The 15,424-nt window shown below is 56.9% G+C and carries 21 protein-coding genes; 14 read left to right on the top strand and 7 right to left on the bottom strand.

Translation table 11 applies throughout. The features are described 5' to 3' along the window. The 6 genes from EDF81_RS00190 to EDF81_RS00215 are packed head-to-tail and all read left to right on the top strand — an operon-like array spanning position 1 to position 4,075. Positions 1–531: a phage baseplate assembly protein gene (locus EDF81_RS00190; RefSeq protein WP_404851457.1), complete on the top strand. Its 531-nt coding sequence runs from the start codon at positions 1–3 to the stop codon at positions 529–531. Beyond that, entirely contained in the window at positions 531–956 is a 426-nt protein-coding gene (locus tag EDF81_RS00195; RefSeq protein WP_123345176.1) for a phage GP46 family protein, read from the top strand. Before EDF81_RS00190 ends, EDF81_RS00195 begins: the two co-directional genes overlap by 1 nt. Further along, positions 943–2,001, top strand: coding sequence for a baseplate J/gp47 family protein (locus tag EDF81_RS00200; RefSeq protein WP_123345178.1), 1,059 nt, complete (start codon positions 943–945; stop codon positions 1,999–2,001). Before EDF81_RS00195 ends, EDF81_RS00200 begins: the two co-directional genes overlap by 14 nt. Further along, positions 1,992–2,573, top strand: coding sequence for a YmfQ family protein (locus EDF81_RS00205; protein WP_123345180.1), 582 nt, complete (start codon positions 1,992–1,994; stop codon positions 2,571–2,573). Before EDF81_RS00200 ends, EDF81_RS00205 begins: the two co-directional genes overlap by 10 nt. A 12-nt stretch (positions 2,574–2,585) precedes the next feature. Continuing rightward, positions 2,586–3,479, top strand: a complete 894-nt coding sequence (locus tag EDF81_RS00210) for a phage tail protein (protein WP_123345182.1) — start codon at positions 2,586–2,588, stop codon at positions 3,477–3,479. Then, positions 3,479–4,075 (top strand): tail fiber assembly protein, encoded by a 597-nt coding sequence (locus EDF81_RS00215; protein WP_123345183.1) that lies wholly within the window; start codon positions 3,479–3,481, stop codon positions 4,073–4,075. The genes EDF81_RS00210 and EDF81_RS00215 overlap by 1 nt, the downstream gene beginning before the upstream one ends. A gap of 109 nt (positions 4,076–4,184) precedes the next feature. Here EDF81_RS00215 and EDF81_RS00220 read toward each other — a convergent pair whose 3' ends face one another. Further along, positions 4,185–4,577, bottom strand: a complete 393-nt coding sequence (locus EDF81_RS00220; RefSeq protein WP_123345185.1) for a GFA family protein — start codon at positions 4,575–4,577, stop codon at positions 4,185–4,187. Positions 4,578–4,712: 135 nt separating this feature from the next. Between EDF81_RS00220 and EDF81_RS00225 the strand changes: the two genes are divergently transcribed. Next, the gene (locus EDF81_RS00225; RefSeq protein ID WP_260232621.1) at positions 4,713–5,318 is read left to right on the top strand and encodes a hypothetical protein; all 606 of its coding nucleotides are present in this window, start codon (positions 4,713–4,715) and stop codon (positions 5,316–5,318) included. Between the two features lie 87 nt (positions 5,319–5,405). Here EDF81_RS00225 and EDF81_RS00230 read toward each other — a convergent pair whose 3' ends face one another. Then, positions 5,406–5,510 carry a YoaK family small membrane protein gene (locus EDF81_RS00230; protein ID WP_123347625.1) on the bottom strand — a complete coding sequence of 35 codons (105 nt, stop codon included), beginning with the start codon at positions 5,508–5,510 and terminating at the stop codon, positions 5,406–5,408. Between the two features lie 270 nt (positions 5,511–5,780). Here EDF81_RS00230 and EDF81_RS00235 point away from each other — a divergent pair, with 270 nt between their 5' ends. The 3 genes from EDF81_RS00235 (at position 5,781) to EDF81_RS00245 (ending at position 9,118) form a co-directional block, all read left to right on the top strand. Beyond that, a complete protein-coding gene (locus EDF81_RS00235) occupies positions 5,781–7,664 on the top strand; it encodes a beta-glucoside-specific PTS transporter subunit IIABC (protein WP_123345187.1) in 1,884 nt (627 codons plus the stop codon). Positions 7,665–7,817: 153 nt separating this feature from the next. Continuing rightward, complete coding sequence (locus EDF81_RS00240) at positions 7,818–8,831, top strand: LacI family DNA-binding transcriptional regulator (protein WP_123345189.1); 1,014 nt, start codon at positions 7,818–7,820, stop codon at positions 8,829–8,831. 26 nt (positions 8,832–8,857) lie between these two features. Beyond that, on the top strand, positions 8,858–9,118 hold the full coding sequence (locus EDF81_RS00245; protein WP_123345191.1) for a hypothetical protein: 261 nt from the start codon (positions 8,858–8,860) through the stop codon (positions 9,116–9,118). A gap of 44 nt (positions 9,119–9,162) precedes the next feature. On the opposite strand, the gene EDF81_RS00250 is transcribed toward EDF81_RS00245, so the two are convergent. Then, positions 9,163–10,194 (bottom strand): diguanylate cyclase, encoded by a 1,032-nt coding sequence (locus EDF81_RS00250; protein WP_123345193.1) that lies wholly within the window; start codon positions 10,192–10,194, stop codon positions 9,163–9,165. Positions 10,195–10,483: 289 nt separating this feature from the next. Here EDF81_RS00250 and EDF81_RS00255 point away from each other — a divergent pair, with 289 nt between their 5' ends. Both EDF81_RS00255 and EDF81_RS00260 read left to right on the top strand, forming a co-directional pair. Continuing rightward, positions 10,484–10,729: a DUF333 domain-containing protein gene (locus EDF81_RS00255; RefSeq protein ID WP_123347626.1), complete on the top strand. Its 246-nt coding sequence runs from the start codon at positions 10,484–10,486 to the stop codon at positions 10,727–10,729. Between the two features lie 75 nt (positions 10,730–10,804). After that, positions 10,805–11,110: a hypothetical protein gene (locus EDF81_RS00260; RefSeq protein ID WP_123345195.1), complete on the top strand. Its 306-nt coding sequence runs from the start codon at positions 10,805–10,807 to the stop codon at positions 11,108–11,110. On the opposite strand, the gene EDF81_RS00265 is transcribed toward EDF81_RS00260, so the two are convergent. Beyond that, positions 11,096–11,440 carry a DUF488 domain-containing protein gene (locus EDF81_RS00265; RefSeq protein ID WP_123345196.1) on the bottom strand — a complete coding sequence of 115 codons (345 nt, stop codon included), beginning with the start codon at positions 11,438–11,440 and terminating at the stop codon, positions 11,096–11,098. The genes EDF81_RS00260 and EDF81_RS00265 overlap by 15 nt on opposite strands. Next, positions 11,427–11,936 carry a DUF523 domain-containing protein gene (locus EDF81_RS00270; RefSeq protein ID WP_123345198.1) on the bottom strand — a complete coding sequence of 170 codons (510 nt, stop codon included), beginning with the start codon at positions 11,934–11,936 and terminating at the stop codon, positions 11,427–11,429. Before EDF81_RS00270 ends, EDF81_RS00265 begins: the two co-directional genes overlap by 14 nt. 184 nt (positions 11,937–12,120) lie before the next feature. Here EDF81_RS00270 and EDF81_RS00275 point away from each other — a divergent pair, with 184 nt between their 5' ends. Next, positions 12,121–12,828, top strand: coding sequence for a CTP synthase (locus tag EDF81_RS00275; protein ID WP_123345200.1), 708 nt, complete (start codon positions 12,121–12,123; stop codon positions 12,826–12,828). 39 nt (positions 12,829–12,867) lie between these two features. Here EDF81_RS00275 and EDF81_RS00280 read toward each other — a convergent pair whose 3' ends face one another. Beyond that, positions 12,868–14,046, bottom strand: a complete 1,179-nt coding sequence (locus EDF81_RS00280) for a CynX/NimT family MFS transporter (RefSeq protein WP_404851459.1) — start codon at positions 14,044–14,046, stop codon at positions 12,868–12,870. A 108-nt stretch (positions 14,047–14,154) separates the two neighbouring features. On the opposite strand from EDF81_RS00280, the gene EDF81_RS00285 reads away from it, so the two are divergent. Next, complete coding sequence (locus EDF81_RS00285; RefSeq protein WP_123345203.1) at positions 14,155–14,943, top strand: helix-turn-helix domain-containing protein; 789 nt, start codon at positions 14,155–14,157, stop codon at positions 14,941–14,943. Here EDF81_RS00285 and EDF81_RS00290 read toward each other — a convergent pair whose 3' ends face one another. Then, complete coding sequence (locus EDF81_RS00290; protein WP_123345205.1) at positions 14,944–15,390, bottom strand: DUF441 domain-containing protein; 447 nt, start codon at positions 15,388–15,390, stop codon at positions 14,944–14,946. Positions 15,391–15,424 lie beyond the last annotated feature (34 nt).

Below are 15,424 nucleotides of genomic sequence, written 5' to 3' on the forward strand. Positions count from 1 at the left end.
ATGCAGCAGCAGATCCTCGGGCTTATCGAGCGGGCCGTGGTGAGCAGCCTGGATGCCTCGGGGAAGTGTCAGAGCGCGGATGTGGCGCTGATCGCCGGTGAGCAGAAGGGCGGCATTGAGCATATTGAGCCTTATGGATTCACCGCCCGGGCGCATGCCGGGGCCGAAGCTATCGTGCTCTTTCCTGACGGCGACCGATCCCACGCGGTGACCCTCGCGGTCTCCGATCGTCGCTATCGGCTTAAAGGGCTGAAAAGTGGCGAAGTGGCGCTGTATGACGATCGAGGACAGTCGGTGACGCTGACACGGGAGGGCATCGTGGTCAACGGTGGTGGTATGCCGTTGATTTTTCGCAATGCACCGAAGGCCCGCTTTGAGATGGATATCGAAGCCACGGGCCAGATTACCGATCGGTGTGATGGCGATGGTCTGAGCATGGCCGCCATGCGCGTTGCCTACAACGGTCACCAGCATCGGGAAAACGGTCAGGGCAGCAATACGGATCAACCCAATCAGAAAATGGAGGGCTAATGGAACTTTGGTTAACGGTCGATGGCCGTCGGACCCGTGCGGACGCGCCTCTGGACAGGCTTACCCGCGCGGTGGTGATTTCGCTCTTCACCTGGCGGCGGGCAGAGCCGGACGACAACGTGGAGATGCCAATGGGCTGGTGGGGCGATAGCTGGCCGATGGTGCAGAACGATCGCTACGGCTCGCGGCTCTGGCAGCTCCAGCGCAGCACGCTGACCAATGCGCTGGTCAATACCGTGCGCGGTTATATCAATGAGGCGCTGCGCTGGCTGATTGACGATGGCGTGGTGTCACGCATCGATCTCGATATCCAGCGTACCGGTATTAATGAACTCGGCAACCGTATCACGCTCTGGCGTCGCGACGGGCCGGTGACGATTTCTTTTGACGACTTATGGAGTGCAATCACCCATGGCGGAGAGTGAATTTCAGCGACCGACGCTGACGGAAAATATCAGCATGCTGCGCACGGACCTGTTCGCCATGCTCGATATCAGCGAGACGCTGCGGCGAATGGACGAAGATGTGCGGGCGAAGGTCTACGCCGCGGCCCTGCATACGCTGTATGGCTATATCGATCATCTGGCTCTCAATATGCTGCCGGACAAATGCAATGAAGAGTGGCTGTCGCGCCATGCGGCAATGAAGCGTTGCCCACGCAAGACGGCCACGGCAGCAACGGGCTATATGCGCTGGGATGGCGTCACCGACGGCATCACCCTCAGAGAAGGCAGCCTGATCCAGCGCGACGATCTGCTTCAGTACCAGGTGACCGCGTCGCCGACCAGCGCCGGGGGGGTACTCCGTGTGCCTGTTACCTGCAGTGCGGCGGGAGAGAGCGGCAATATGGACGACGGCGAATCTCTGTGGCTGGTCACGCCGGTTAGCGGCCTGCCCTCCATCGGCATGGCGGAGTCGCTTAACGGCGGTTTTGATATCGAGCCGCTGGAGACCTGGCGCGGTCGGGTACTGGAGCGTTACTCATGGACACCGCTGGGCGGTGCCGACGGCGACTACGTGATCTGGGCGAAGGAAGTGCCCGGCGTCACGCGGGCCTGGGTTTATCGCCACTGGCTTGGGACCGGGACGGTTGGCGTGATGGTGGCCGGTAGCGACCCGGTAAACCCGGTGCCAGAGGCCGGGGTTGTGGCTGAGGTACAGGCCCATATCGCCCCGCTGGCTCCGGTAGCGGGTTCCAGTCTGTATGTGTTTGCCCCACAGCGCCAGACGGTCGACTTTTCGATTCGGCTGACGCCGGATACGGAAGCGGTCCGCGCTGCGGTGATTGCCGAGCTGCGGGCGTTTCTGCTGCGGGATGGCACGCCCGAGGGCACGCTGGCGCTGTCCCGCATCCACGAGGCGATCTCCATTGCCACCGGCGAGTACAGCCATCAGCTGCTGCTACCGACGGAGAATATCCCCATCGCCCGCAATGCGCTGGCCGTGCTGGGGGATGTGCAATGGAAATAGCCCTGAGCGACTACCGCCATTTGCTGGAGGGGTTGCTGCCGCCGGGGCCCGCCTGGTCGCTTAACGATCCGGCGATTGGCGGACTGGCTCCGTCGCTTATGCGGGTACATCAGCGTCTTGACGATCTGCTCCTGGAACTGGATCCGCGGGCAGCCTCGGAGCTGATTGGGCGCTGGGAACAGATCACGGGCCTGCCGGATGAGTGCATCCCGGCGGGAACCCAGACCCTGCGCCAGCGCCAGCAGCGGCTGGATGCCAAAGTGAACCTGACCGGCAGCATCAGCAAGGATTTCTACCAGGCGCAGCTGGACGCGCTGGGGCGCACCGGAGCGACCATCACCCGCTACGATAAGGGCCCCTTTACCTGTGGCTCCGTCTGTACCGATGCGGTTTACGATGTCGCGTGGCGCTACGTCTGGGCGGTCACTATGCCAACCCGGACCGTGATTACCGCCATGACCTGTACCGGTACCTGCACCTCCCCAGTGAGGATGTGGGGCGATACCGTCGCCGAATGCGTGCTGCAGAAACTTTCCCCCTCCCACACACACGTTCTTTTTTATTATCCGTAACACGGAGAGACTATGGCTCATCGAATTGATACCTCCACCGCGCAGAAAGACAAATTCGGCGTCGGTAAGAATGGTTTTACCCGCGGGAACCCGCAAACCGGCGTACCGGCCACCGAGCTGGACGATGACTACTTTGACATGCTGCAGGAAGAGATTGTCGGCATCGTCGAAGCGGCAGGCGATACGCTGGATAAAACCCAGCGCAACCAGCTCAACGCTGCGCTGAGCAAACTGTTCCAGAATAAAACCGGTGCCACCTCGGCGCTGGGCGCTCTGGTCCCGGCGGCTAACCGACTGCCGTATTTCACTGGTGCCAACGGTGCATCGCTCACGGACCTGACCCCGGTGGGAAGGGATATTCTGGCGGCGACGACGAAGGCGGCGGTTCTTGAATACCTTGGTTTGGGGGGAGGCTCTATATTGCCTGTTGGCGTCCCTGTTCCATGGCCGTCTGCCATGCCACCAGCGGGCTGGCTCAAATGCAACGGCGCGGCGTTTATGGCCGCGCAATATCCTCAACTTGCACTGGCCTATCCCGATCTCATACTACCAGACTTGCGGGGAGAATTTATTCGCGGCTGGGATGATGGGCGCAGAGTTGATCCTGACAGAGGTATTCTAACGCAGCAGAAGGGGAGTCTTGCTATACATGATCCATCATATGACTCGTTTAACCTATGCTCGATGATATCGGCTATAAATCGCCCTGGAACAATAACAGAACAAATAATGTCTATGAACAGAGATGCCGGTTTTGACAGTGTTGACGCAGCAGATTATGGCAATACAAAGTTCGTACCCTTTAATATCAAAGTGCCACCATATGCGCTGGGAGAAAGTGGGTTTGGATATGGTGCTACTCGTCCACGTAACGTTGCGTACAATTATATTGTGAGGGCCGTGTGATGTTGAATGAAAATAATATTGCAACTGAAGCTTTAACCATCACTGTGTATAACTATGATGCCACCACTCGTGAATATACTGGCAGTTCAGTTGAGTTTTTAGCAAAAGGCGTCGGAATCCCTGCGTATTCTACGACTGATAGCCCTCCAACGAAAAAGAAAGGCTGGGCAATTTGTCGGAAATTGGATAAGTCTGGTTGGGAACAGATCGTTGATCATCGTGGGGAGGTGGTTTATTACGTTGAAAATGGCGCTGCTATATCCTTAAGCAAACCTGGTGATTACCCGAAAAATACCACCACACTGTCACCATCCACCCCATACGATATCTGGAGCGGTAGTGCGTGGGCTACCGATACAGAAGCGCAACATGCAGCGGAGGTGGAAACTGCAAAACAGAAAAGAACGGCGTTACTGATCGGTGCACAGGCAACGATAGGTCTATGGCAGACAGAACTACAGTTAGGTATTATCAGCGATAAAGATAAGGCGAGCCTGATTCTATGGCTGGCCTATATAAAAGAAGTTCAGCTTGTTGATCCTGAAATTGCGGCAGATCTTAAATGGCCAACACCTCCAGTTAACCAAAGCAGCTAGTATCACAGGCCGTCGATTTATCGACGGCTTTCTCTCATGCAAAAGTCATTACACCTGGTACTGGATACCAACTGACATTGAGCAACAACAGGACTATTTGTCACCAGTCTTATTCCGTACCGCCAGCGTTGACCCGCTGCCGCCACCACCCAGGTGCCATATCCTCAAAGGAGTGACCTTCTGCAACCAGGGTCGGGTCGTCCGGATGATCGAAGGTGCCGACCAGTAGCGCAATGGTTGGCGCATCGTCGATAGCGCCCAGCGAGCTGCCGCATTGTGGGCAGAAAGCCCGGCTGGAGTGGGGCGATGAACGCCAGACCGCTGGACGACCACCTTTACCTGTCCACTGAACGCTATCAGCAGCAAACTCTGCCCATGCCGCGGTTAATGCCCCGGTATGCTTTTGACACATATCGCACGAGCACAGATGCACTGGCGCATCGCCGGTTGCCTGAAAGCGTATTTGCCCGCATAAACACCCGCCGGAAAAGGTTTTTCCCATTTTCTCACCGTTAATAATTGCCTCTCATTCGCTTAACATAGCATAGAAATAGAACAATCTATTACGCACGGATAGCAAAGATAAGATTATTCCTCGGCGTATAATTACCTTTTGATTTTATTGGTTATTATTGTCGTGTCTTTCTTTATTAAACATATTATTTCTACGCTTTTACTGGTTCTCCTCGCCGCTCTGGCTATTCTCGCAATCTACCTTGACGTCAGCTGGTTAAATAACGGCATAAAAGAAAACTCCCTAACGGAAATTTCCCAGGAAGTCATTCTGACGATGATTGTCGGGCTGTACCTGTGGCAGGCGAAAAATCCCTCGCGGCGTAGCGCGATGACGCTCATTGCCGGGTTCTTTTTGTGCATGTTAATTCGTGAAATGGACTTTGTGTTTGATTTACTCCATCACGGAGCATGGGTGTGGTTCGCGCTGGTCGCTGCCGCTGTCGTTATTGGGTGTAACATCAATAAAGCGTCTGCTGCCATGGCGCAGATGATCACCTTTATGCGGCACCCCGCCTACGGCATGTTGCTGAGCGGTCTGCTGTGCGTGCTGATCTTCTCCCGGCTATTTGGTATGAATCATCTCTGGCACAACATTATGCTGGAAGGGTATAACCGGATTGTGAAGGATATGGTGGAAGAGGGCGTGGAGCTGTTTGGCTATGTACTCTGTTTCGCATCGACCCTCTGGTATGTTTGCTCAAAACGTAAAAACGGGCCTGACGCGTAAGCGGCCAGGCAGCCGGTTACCACCAGCCCAGGCCGCTTCCCGCAATGGCCACAACAGCCACGATGAGCATAATCAGCGTGGTTTTTCTCATTTTATGCTCCCAGGCGCCGCGTAGCCGCCAACAAAAAACCATATCAGAAAGATCACTGCGACAATAAAAATTACCACAGGGAAGAGAATTCCAATTCTCATAGCAATACCGGTTGGGTTATCTGCCGGGAAGTCCCGGTGCAGGGTTAATCGCAGGCGCTTATCATCCCGTTTTCTCCCGCCGACTGCAAGACGCACATCTCCAACCCAGCTCGCAACTCATTAGAAACTTTTACATTACTCAGCATCTTGAAAGTGATTCGTGTCTCATATTTCCATGAAACCGGTTGCATGGCGAAGATGCCAGGTTAGCATGAAACCGGTTTCACCGATTGGTCACACAATAAACTTCCAATGATAAGAAGGTAAAACATGGCTGTTATCAGGGATTACACTAAGTTAGCCAGTGACATCCTCCACGAAGTGGGAGGCGAAGAGAACATCAGTAACTTTACCCGCTGCGCAACACGTCTGCGTCTGGTGCTGCATAGCACGCCGGAGCAGGCAAAGAAGAATATCCAGAGCCTGCCCGGCGTTATCGCCGTTGTTGAGAGCGGCGGGCAGTTTCAGGTGGTGATCGGTACCCACGTGGCGGATGTCTTTAACGCCATGTCCGGGCTGGTCAAAGAGGATAATAGCGGCTCGGCAAAGCAGCCTAAAACCCGCTGGCTGGATGCGGTGATCGCCACCATGTCTGCGGTGTTTGCGCCTATCGTCTATATCCTTGCCGCGGCGGGGATCCTGCAGGGGCTGCTGATTGTTGCCACACTGCTGATGCCCGAATTTAAAGCCAGCGGCACCTTTGCCGTGCTGAACTTTATGTCCTGGACGCCGTTCAGCTTCCTGCCGGTCTTTATCGCCGTGACCGCCGCCCGGCATTTTAAGTGTAATCCCTTTATTGCCATGCTCTGCTGCTGTGCGCTGATTAACCCGGAATGGGCGGTCATGGCCGGGAAAATTGCCGGTGGCGAGAGCGTTAACTTCCTGTTCTTCCCGCTGGCGGAAACGGTCTATACCTCTTCGGTACTGCCGCCGCTGTTCCTGGTCTGGGCGCTCTCCTGGCTGGAAAAGCGTGTAGAGAAGTGGATGCCGGACGTGGTCAGCGCGCTGTTTACGCCGCTTATCTGTTTCCTGGTGATCGTGCCTTTGACGCTGATTCTGATCGGGCCGCTGACCAACTGGGCGGCGATGGGCGTTGCCGGTGGCTACAACTTCTTGTTTGAAACCGCACCGGCGGTGGCTGCTGCGGTTATTGGCGGCGTCTGGCAGGTCTTCGTTATCTTTGGCGTGCACTGGGGGATCACCCCGGTGGTGATGGCCAACTACGACACCCAGGGATACGACTCCTTCCAGGCCTATCAGACCATCGCCGTTATCGGCCAGATGGCTGCCGTATTTGGTGTCTTCCTGAAAACCCGCAATAAGCAGTTAAAAGGTACCGCATTCTCCGCCGGTATCACGGCGATTTTTGGGATCACCGAACCGGCGATTTATGGCGTTACCCTGCGTTTCAAAAAGCCCTTTATTTGCGGCTGTATCGGCGGGGCAATCGGGGCCGTGGTCGCCAGCTTCTTCGGTTCACTCTACTACGCCTATGCGGCGCTGCCGGGTTTGTTTACCCTGGTGAACGCCATCAGCCCTGAAGCCCCAATGTCCTTTATCGGGGAGCTGGTCGGAGCCGGTGTGGCTATCGTACTGACGATTGTCATGGTGCAGTTTGTTGGTTTTGACGATCCGGTAGAAGAAGAAATGGCGACGGAAAGTGAATCCCGTCCGGCCCCTGTGGCAACGACCGCGACGGTGAGCGCCGTAGAAATGGCCAGCCCGCTGAAAGGCGAACTGATCCCGCTGGAAAGCGTGGCCGATGATGCCTTCTCCTCCGGAGCGCTTGGCGAGGGTATTGCCATCCGCCCGGATGATGGAAAAGTGTATGCGCCCTGTGCGGCGCGCGTGGAGACGTTAATCGATTCACATCATGCGATTGGGTTAATGTGCGATAATGGCGTCGAGTTGCTTATCCATGTCGGTCTGAACACGGTTAACCTGCAGGGTCAGTATTTTACCCCGCTGGTGAAAGAGGGCGATGTGGTTGCCGCCGGTACGCCGCTGCTGGAATTTGATAAAGCGCAGATTGAGCGTGAAGGATACGATCTCACGACGCCTGTGCTGGTGGTCAACAGCGATGAGTATCGCCTCACCCGGCATCAGTCTGAGGGCGTGATTAGCGTGGGTCAGCCGTTGATGTCGCTGACCTGACGTAGCGCAAAAAGAGGGATCGGCCCGGCGGTGCAGAGAGTTGCACCGCTGGTGGAGAAGGGCAACGCATTATTAAAGGTGATATTTCAGCGCCGGGCCGGAGACGTTACGCCGACAGCGCATTGTGTGAGCGAAGTTTGTCTGAGGAAAGGTATGGTTACGATACTGGATGTCGCAAGGAAAGCCGGCGTCTCGAAAGCGACGGTATCCCGGGCGCTTAACGGCAAAGTGTTTGTCAGCGATGACGTTAAGACCCGAATATTCAAAGCCATCGAAGAGACCGGTTATCGGCCGAATTTACTGGCGCGGCAGCTGGCAACCAGCGCATCCCGTTCGGTGGGCCTTGTGATCACCAACGGGCTTTATAACGGACCTTTTTTCTCCAGCATGATCTATCAGGCCGCGACCTGTAGTGAAGTTCACAGCCGACAGCTGGTTCTGGCAGATGGCAAACACAGTGCGCAGGATGAACGCAACGCGATCAACCTGCTGCTGGAGTTACGCTGCGAAGCGATAATGATTTACCCCAAATATCTCAGCGTCGATGAGCTGGATGATATCATCGACGCCTGCACGACCCCGATTGTTGTGATCAACAGAGAACTTTGTCGCCACCGCGATCAGTCCGTATTTATCGATCATCGCAGCAGCAGTGAACTGATGATGAACTATTTGCTGGATCAGGGGCACAGGCGTATCGCCTTCGTCGCCGGTTCAGCGGGTTCACCCACCGGCAGCAGCCGTCTTCAGGGCTACTACGCCGCGCTTGAGCGTGCCGGTATCACCCCGGATCCAGCGCTTATCGTGACGGGAAGCTGGAGTACGGAAAGCGGCTATGACGCGGGCCGTGCGCTACTGGCCAGCGGACAGGCGTTTAGCTGTGTGCTGGCGGCCAATGATGATATGGCGATCGGTCTGGCAAAAGCGTTTCACGACGCCGGACTGCGCATCCCGGACGATATTTCTCTGGCAGGCTTCGATGATTCCGTTATCGGGAAATATTTCACCCCTGCGCTGACCACAATTCATATCCCCATGGATGACATTATTCGCGATGCCGTCAGACGAATACTTGCTCCTCAGGAAGAGACGCCGCTATCCACTCCTCGCCGTCATGAAGGGGCGCTGGTGATTCGGCAGTCGGTGAGGTCACGCGACACCGTCTGAGTGGCCTTGAGCACAGGGTCAGATGTATGCAGGACAACAGAACGCATTTCGTGGTGGGATGGCTGGCGACGGTCGCCTGTTGCGTGATGTATATCTCTTATATTCCGCTGATTATGGATAATTTACACGGTCTGAAAACCAACCCGCTCCAGCCGCTGGCCGCGGCCATTAACTGTATTTTGTGGGTGAGCTATGGACTGCTCAGCGAAAAGAAAAACTGGCCGATTGTGATTGCCAATTCGCCGGGCATTCTTTTGGGGTTGATTACCTTTGGGACCGGGCTTTAATCGCACTAACCGAAACGGCGTGGGTTTCCCCACGCCGTTCTGTACTATTCGATATGTGAAAGCGGCACCTTCTGCTTCGTCTTTTTCACCTGATACATCGCCGTGTCAGCGGCGCTAAGCGCGCTGTCGGTATCGATATTCTGCGGGTCGACTTCAATGACGCCGATGCTGGCACCGGGATAGTAGATCCTGCTGGTCCCGAGGCGGTACTCACCCTGAATTTGCCGATCCAGGCCGAATGCCAGCGTGTCCACTCGATCGGAATGGGGTCGGTTATCCAGGCTGTCGCCGAGCGCAGCCAGCAGAAACTCATCTCCGCCAAGGCGGGCGACAATATCATCGCTGCCCCGTTGCGAGGTCAGGCGCTGGCCTATCTGCTGTAAAAAACTGTCCCCGGCCTGGTGTCCATAGTGGTCGTTAATAACCTTAAAGTTATCAAGATCGATATAGGCAATGATCACGCTGCGGTTCAGGTGGCGCGCCAGCGAGAAGAGGGTGGGCAGGTTTTCAAACAGCGACCGGCGATTCGGCAGGCCGGTCAGGGCATCGGTATAGGAGTGGGAGATCAGCGCCGCGTTGGCTTCCCGCAGCTGCGTTACCAGGGATTCGCGCTGAATATACTGCTCAATCAGCCCGGCAAACAGCTGAAGAACATGTTCGCCGCGCAGGCTGACTTCATGTTCATCCGTGCTGGCGGCGCAAAGGGTGCCGTACAGGGAGCCGTCGGCCAGCCGAACCGGCGTACTCAGGTAGGTTGTAATACCGAGATCCTGTGCAGCATCGCAATCACCCCAGCGATCCGCAACCTGACTGCTGTAAAAGCACTCTTCATCGATTGCCCGTTTGCACAGGGTGTTATCCCAGGGGACCGATAAGCCCTCGGGGATCTCCATTTCTTTGCTGTTGCGGGCGTAGAGGATATGCTGCAGCCGGGCCTCGGTATCCACCCTTGTCAGGTAGGTTGATTCCATTTCAGTGACCAGCTCCAGCATTTCCAGAAGCTGACGCACCAGTCCTTCCAGAGACTGCTCCGTGGCAAGCGTTTGTGATACACGAGCGAGGATGATATCTGACATTACACGGTTTACTCCCGTGCGCAGAGCAAAAACCGCGCACGCTATGCTGAAATTTTCGACGACCAGCACAGTGTAAACTATGTATGTGGAAAATTTAATACATCCTGTATCTTCCCCCTAAAATCAGGGGCGGACAAAAAAAAGCCCCGTATGGGGATACGGGGCAAAACTCAATGAATATGGAATGATATGTTCATCTTTATGCGTGAACGTGGCTAACCTTACACGAACAATATGCAGTTAAGATGGAGATATCATGATGTTTGCAAATGACGCAAAGGAGAAAACGATGAAGATCTTATGGATAGCTGTGCCGCTGCTGGTGGCAGGATGCTCCGCGCCAGCCGAGCAAAAGCCGCTTCCCGCTCAGGTCGGGATGGCAAACCCTGCCGCCGTCTATTGCCTGGAGCGCCACGGTGAACGTTTCCCGGTGCAGACCCCACAGGGCGTACGCACGGAATGTAAGCTACCGGGCGGAGAGACGATTGAAGAGTGGGATCTCTACCGTCGAGACCATGTGCGCAGCGGGCAGTGACAGAGCGGGCTGAACCAGGATACACTTCTCTCCAGGAATAATCTTAAACATTAAGTGACTCACGGGTAGAGAAGTATGTTTCAGCTAACGCCAGGCACCGTGGCGATGATTATTGGTGCACGTACCGCCGCCGGGCGGGCCAATATTGGTAAATCCGTCGAGCTGTTTGCGCTATGCCACCCCGGCGATCGCTTTATCAATCCGGTCAACGGCGTGATGACGGAACTGCCTCGGGACGCGCTGCGCTCTCTGTGGCTGGTTACCGGTGATGTCAGCGCGCCAGGCTGCCAGCACGGCTTTGCCTTTGTGCGTCCTGAACACCTGATGCCCCTGATGCCGGATACCCAGCCCGAGCAGCACGACGCGCTACAGTTCAGCTAACCACTTTGCCAGCACCAGAGCATGGTTTTGCCCGGTGTCTTTCGCGGCATAGAGCAGCGTGACGGTTTTTCCGTCGGCAAGGGCCGCCAGCCGCTTGCCTTCGTCACGCTGTTTATTCAGTTCGTCTCTGTAGGCTTTGCTGAAGCTGTCAAAATCAATGACTTCGCCGTGAAATGCCTTGCGCAGTTCGGTTGAAGGCGCCAGCAGTTTGCACCACTCGTCAGGCTTTAGCTCTTCCTTCTTCACGCCGCGTGGCCACAGCCGGTCAACCAGGACCCGATAACCATCCTGCTTATTCTGCGCGTCATAGACGCGTTTACACTGGATCATTCATCTTCTCCTTTTCGTTTACCCACAGAATCAGTTCGTCGATCTGCTCGCCGGAAAAGACCCTGATGCCATGCTGACGCAGCAGCGCGGCGGCCACGCCGTCTCCGGGTTTTTTCGCGCCCTGAAAAAGTCCATTGTAGATGGTGCGACTGCCGCAGGTGGGGCTGCCGTCGGTCAGCAGCGCGGCTTCGCATCCGGCCGAGCGGGCGGCATCCAGCGCCAGCCAGGCGGCCAGCTGGTAATGGGCGGTCACATCCCGGCCATCGCTCTCGACAATTTTCGCCCGATCCGCCATGACGTCGTTTCCTTCACCCCCGACGATCTCCGCCGGAAGGCGAGGAACCGGCAAACCCGCAGCCAGCTCCGGGCAGTGAACCACCAGTCGGCCCTCTTCCTGCCAGCGGGAGAGGGTGTGCTGGACCTCGTCTTTATGGCTGCCGTTATAGCGAACCTTAAACCCCATCAGGCAGGCGCTGACCAGAATTTTTGTTTTCATTTTCACTTCGTTATGGGATCCCGGCGCTATCAAATGAGTGATGCTATGCTGACAATATCGCAATGGGGCGTACAACGTACTTTTTATCTGCCCACTGAAATTAATGTATTGTCATGAGGCGGACAGATCGTTAGTGTGAGGCTCCTTATGCTGTCTGACAATTGCCACACATAAGGTTATCTCAATGGAAATTACCCCGGTCAAAGAGACATTACGCATTGCTTTAGTTGGCGATTATAACGCGGACGTGCTGGCCCACCAGGCTATTCCGTTAGCGATTGACGACGCTGCGGCCGTGCTCGAACGCGTGGCCGATTATGACTGGCTGGCGACCAGCGAAATTGCGAGCGCGGACGACTTAATTGGCTACGATGCTATCTGGGTCGTCCCCGCCAGCCCCTATCAGAATGCTGCCGGTGCCTTTATTGCGATTCGCTACGCGCGCGAGAACGGTATCCCGTTCCTCGGTACCTGCGGTGGTTTTCAGCACGCCATTATTGAATATGCGCGCCATGTGATGGGCTGGGCCGATGCCGCCCACGCCGAGACCGACCACGTTGGGCGGATGGTGATTGCGCCACTGACCTGTTCGCTGGTGGAAAAAACCGACACCATTGAACTGCGGGCCAATACCCTGATTGCCCGGGCCTACGGCCGGGAGACTATCGAAGAGGGGTATCACTGCAACTACGGTATCGCGCCGGACTTCGCTCTTGAGCTGGAAAACAGCGATATGCGCGTCAGCGGCTGGGATGCGGAAGGCGAGATCCGGGCGGTAGAGCTGGCCAACCACCCGTTCTTTGTGGCGACGCTGTTCCAGCATGAGCGTGGCGCGCTGGAAGGACGTCCGGTGCCGCTGGTACAGGCGATGCTGCGCGCGGCCTGCGACTAAACGGCGTTCACTCTGCGGGCTCGTGCGCCCGCAGAATCCTTACTCCTCACCGATTTCCTGTTCCCGACCGGCGCAAAAACCGAACCCGGCCATTGCCGTCGCCAGCAGCGCGCAGGCGATAAGCGGCCAGTGCCAGTCCCCGCTGATATCGTGAATTTTCCCCATCAGCGGCGGGCCAAAGGCGGCCAGCAAATACCCCACCGATTGCGACATTCCCGAAAGCGCCGCCGCCATATGCGCGCTGCTTGCCCGCAGGCCGATAAACGTCAGGCCGAGGATCATCGTGCCGCCCGAGCCGAAACCAAACATCAGCGTCCACAGCACGGCCTGTCCCGGCATGAGCCAGAGTCCGGCGGCACCGACGGCGCACATCATGGCAACCAGCACTGCAATTCCGCGCTGGTCGCGCAGGCGGGTGAGGATCAGCGGAACAAGCAATCCAGGTGCTGCCGTTGCCAGCTGCAGTAAGCCATGCAGCGACCCGGCCTGGGCTTCGCCGTAGCCGTTGGCGCTCAGCATCGACGGAAGCCAGCCGATGATGATGTAGTAAATCAGCGAGTTGATCCCCAGAAACAGCGTGACCTGCCAGGCCAGCAGTGAACGCCAGATCCCACGATTTTGCAGGCTCTTCGCGCTGGTAACCTGCGCGGCGGTGCGCTGGCGAAGCTGGGGGATCCACAGCAGCAGGGCCAGCAGCGGAAAGGCCATCAGCATCAGCAGCGCACCCTGCCAGCCAGCACCCGTCGTTGCCAGAGGCACAACAAGCGCTGAACCCGCGGCGGCGGCGGCACCCATCGTCAGGGAATAGGCACCGGTCATGCGCGCGATATGCCCGGCAAAGTCGCGCTTAATCAGTCCCGGCAGCAGGACATTCCCGAGAGCAATGCCGCAGCCAATAATGGCCGTACCGATAAACAGCAGGGCCGGAGAAGGCAGCGACCGTACGGCAATACCGGCGCAGATCAGCAGCATGGCGACAAACAGACTGCGCTCCATGCCGAACCGACGGGCGACGCCCGCGGCCAGCGGGGAGATCAGGCCAAACGCCAGCAGCGGCAGCGTGGTCAGCAGGCCGGTCTTGGCGGTGGTCAGGCCGTAATCCGCCCGAATCATATCAAGCAGCGGTGCTGCGCCGGTAAAGGTGACTCGCAATGTCGTGGCTATCAGCAAAATACCGGCGATAAGCCACAGGGCTTTGCGTCCGGCAGAAGGGGTGATGACGGTCATGGTTTTCTCTTTAGCCAAAATGTGGCGACACGATAGCGGTTTTGCCCTCGAATTGAATCAAGCTAAAATGACAGATTATCGCTAATATCGGACAACTTAATGCACGGACTCGGACTGGACGGCTACGATCCTGACCTGGAGCAGGATCCTGCCGTCGCTTTTCATATTCAGGTCGTCGAAGACGAACAGCATATTCCGCGACATCAGCACCGCAAAGGGCAGCTGATCCTGGCGCTGCACGGCGCGATTACCTGCGAGGTGGAAAACGCCCTGTGGATGGTGCCGCCGCACTATGCGGTCTGGGTTCCCGGGCAGCTGCCGCACAGCAATCGGGCAACGCCGAGCGCGCAGCTCTGCTTTCTGTTTATCGAACCGGGCGCGGCTTCGCTGCCGGACTACTGCTGCACGCTGAAGATCTCGCCGCTGGTACGGGAGCTGATCCTGACCCTGGCGGCGCGTTCTTCTGCACGACGTCAGGATGCGGCGACCGGGCGACTGGTTCAGGTCCTCTTTGATGAGCTGCCGCGTTCGGCACAGCAGCAGCTACAGCTTCCGGTCTCCGGTCATCCCAAAATTCGTCAGATGGTCGATACCATGGCCGCAGAGCCTGCCCGCTGGCAAACGCTGGCCCAGTGGGCGCAGGCGTTTGCCATGAGCGAGCGCAATCTTGCCCGGCTGGTGGTGCGGGAAACGGGGCTCAGTTTTCGCCGCTGGCGGCACCAGCTCCAGCTGATCCTCTCGCTACAGATGCTGATTGCCGGACAGTCGGTACAACAGACGGCGCAGGCCCTGGGATACGACTCCACCACCGCCTTTATTACCATGTTTAAAAAAGGGCTGGGCCAGACGCCAGGGCGCTATCTGGCCGGCCTTGAGAGCGTCAGCTAATTACTGTTTCCCGAGCATCAGAGACAGTATCCCGGCGGCAATCAGCGGCCCGACCGGGATCCCACGGAACAGCGCCACGCCCAGCACGGTGCCGACCAGCAAACCGGCGACCAGAGACGGCTGGGTGGTCATCAACGTCACGCCGCGTCCGCCGAGCCAGGAGACAAAAATGCCTACGGCAATCGCCACCAGGGATTTCCAGTTAGTAAAGGAGTGGATGAGCGTCGAGGCGGGAAGGGTGCCGCTGGCAATCGGGGCCAGCACGCCGATGGTCAGGATAATAATCCCGATCGTCAGGCCCTGTTTTTCCACCCACGGGAAAAACTGGTTCAGCGGCGTCACGCGAATAATAATAAGTACCAGAACAGAGACGGCGACGGTGGTGTTGTGACTGATAAAACCGAGTGCGGCCAGCCCCAGTAAAATAAGCAGGGTTGTGTCGAACATTGTGGGAGATCCTTGCCGAATAGTAAGCCTGCTT

It is taken from the genome of Enterobacter sp. BIGb0383 (genome assembly GCF_003751845.1).
Taxonomy (GTDB): Bacteria; Pseudomonadota; Gammaproteobacteria; order Enterobacterales; family Enterobacteriaceae; genus BIGb0383.

What these genes read in the sequence shown, in the direction of transcription:
- EDF81_RS00255 (WP_123347626.1), top strand. Translation starts at nt 10,484, where the DNA reads ATGAAGATCTTATGGATAGCTGTGCCGCTGCTGGTGGCAGGATGCTCC.
- EDF81_RS00215 (WP_123345183.1), top strand. Translation starts at nt 3,479, where the DNA reads ATGTTGAATGAAAATAATATTGCAACTGAAGCTTTAACCATCACTGTG.
- EDF81_RS00285 (WP_123345203.1), top strand. Translation starts at nt 14,155, where the DNA reads ATGCACGGACTCGGACTGGACGGCTACGATCCTGACCTGGAGCAGGAT.
- EDF81_RS00210 (WP_123345182.1), top strand. Translation starts at nt 2,586, where the DNA reads ATGGCTCATCGAATTGATACCTCCACCGCGCAGAAAGACAAATTCGGC.
- EDF81_RS00200 (WP_123345178.1), top strand. Translation starts at nt 943, where the DNA reads ATGGCGGAGAGTGAATTTCAGCGACCGACGCTGACGGAAAATATCAGC.
- EDF81_RS00245 (WP_123345191.1), top strand. Translation starts at nt 8,858, where the DNA reads ATGCAGGACAACAGAACGCATTTCGTGGTGGGATGGCTGGCGACGGTC.
- EDF81_RS00190 (WP_404851457.1), top strand. Translation starts at nt 1, where the DNA reads ATGCAGCAGCAGATCCTCGGGCTTATCGAGCGGGCCGTGGTGAGCAGC.
- EDF81_RS00205 (WP_123345180.1), top strand. Translation starts at nt 1,992, where the DNA reads ATGGAAATAGCCCTGAGCGACTACCGCCATTTGCTGGAGGGGTTGCTG.
- EDF81_RS00235 (WP_123345187.1), top strand. Translation starts at nt 5,781, where the DNA reads ATGGCTGTTATCAGGGATTACACTAAGTTAGCCAGTGACATCCTCCAC.
- EDF81_RS00250 (WP_123345193.1), bottom strand. Translation starts at nt 10,194, where the DNA reads ATGTCAGATATCATCCTCGCTCGTGTATCACAAACGCTTGCCACGGAG.
- EDF81_RS00270 (WP_123345198.1), bottom strand. Translation starts at nt 11,936, where the DNA reads ATGAAAACAAAAATTCTGGTCAGCGCCTGCCTGATGGGGTTTAAGGTT.
- EDF81_RS00290 (WP_123345205.1), bottom strand. Translation starts at nt 15,390, where the DNA reads ATGTTCGACACAACCCTGCTTATTTTACTGGGGCTGGCCGCACTCGGT.
- EDF81_RS00195 (WP_123345176.1), top strand. Translation starts at nt 531, where the DNA reads ATGGAACTTTGGTTAACGGTCGATGGCCGTCGGACCCGTGCGGACGCG.
- EDF81_RS00220 (WP_123345185.1), bottom strand. Translation starts at nt 4,577, where the DNA reads ATGGGAAAAACCTTTTCCGGCGGGTGTTTATGCGGGCAAATACGCTTT.
- EDF81_RS00260 (WP_123345195.1), top strand. Translation starts at nt 10,805, where the DNA reads ATGTTTCAGCTAACGCCAGGCACCGTGGCGATGATTATTGGTGCACGT.
- EDF81_RS00230 (WP_123347625.1), bottom strand. Translation starts at nt 5,510, where the DNA reads ATGAGAATTGGAATTCTCTTCCCTGTGGTAATTTTTATTGTCGCAGTG.
- EDF81_RS00240 (WP_123345189.1), top strand. Translation starts at nt 7,818, where the DNA reads ATGGTTACGATACTGGATGTCGCAAGGAAAGCCGGCGTCTCGAAAGCG.
- EDF81_RS00275 (WP_123345200.1), top strand. Translation starts at nt 12,121, where the DNA reads ATGGAAATTACCCCGGTCAAAGAGACATTACGCATTGCTTTAGTTGGC.
- EDF81_RS00265 (WP_123345196.1), bottom strand. Translation starts at nt 11,440, where the DNA reads ATGATCCAGTGTAAACGCGTCTATGACGCGCAGAATAAGCAGGATGGT.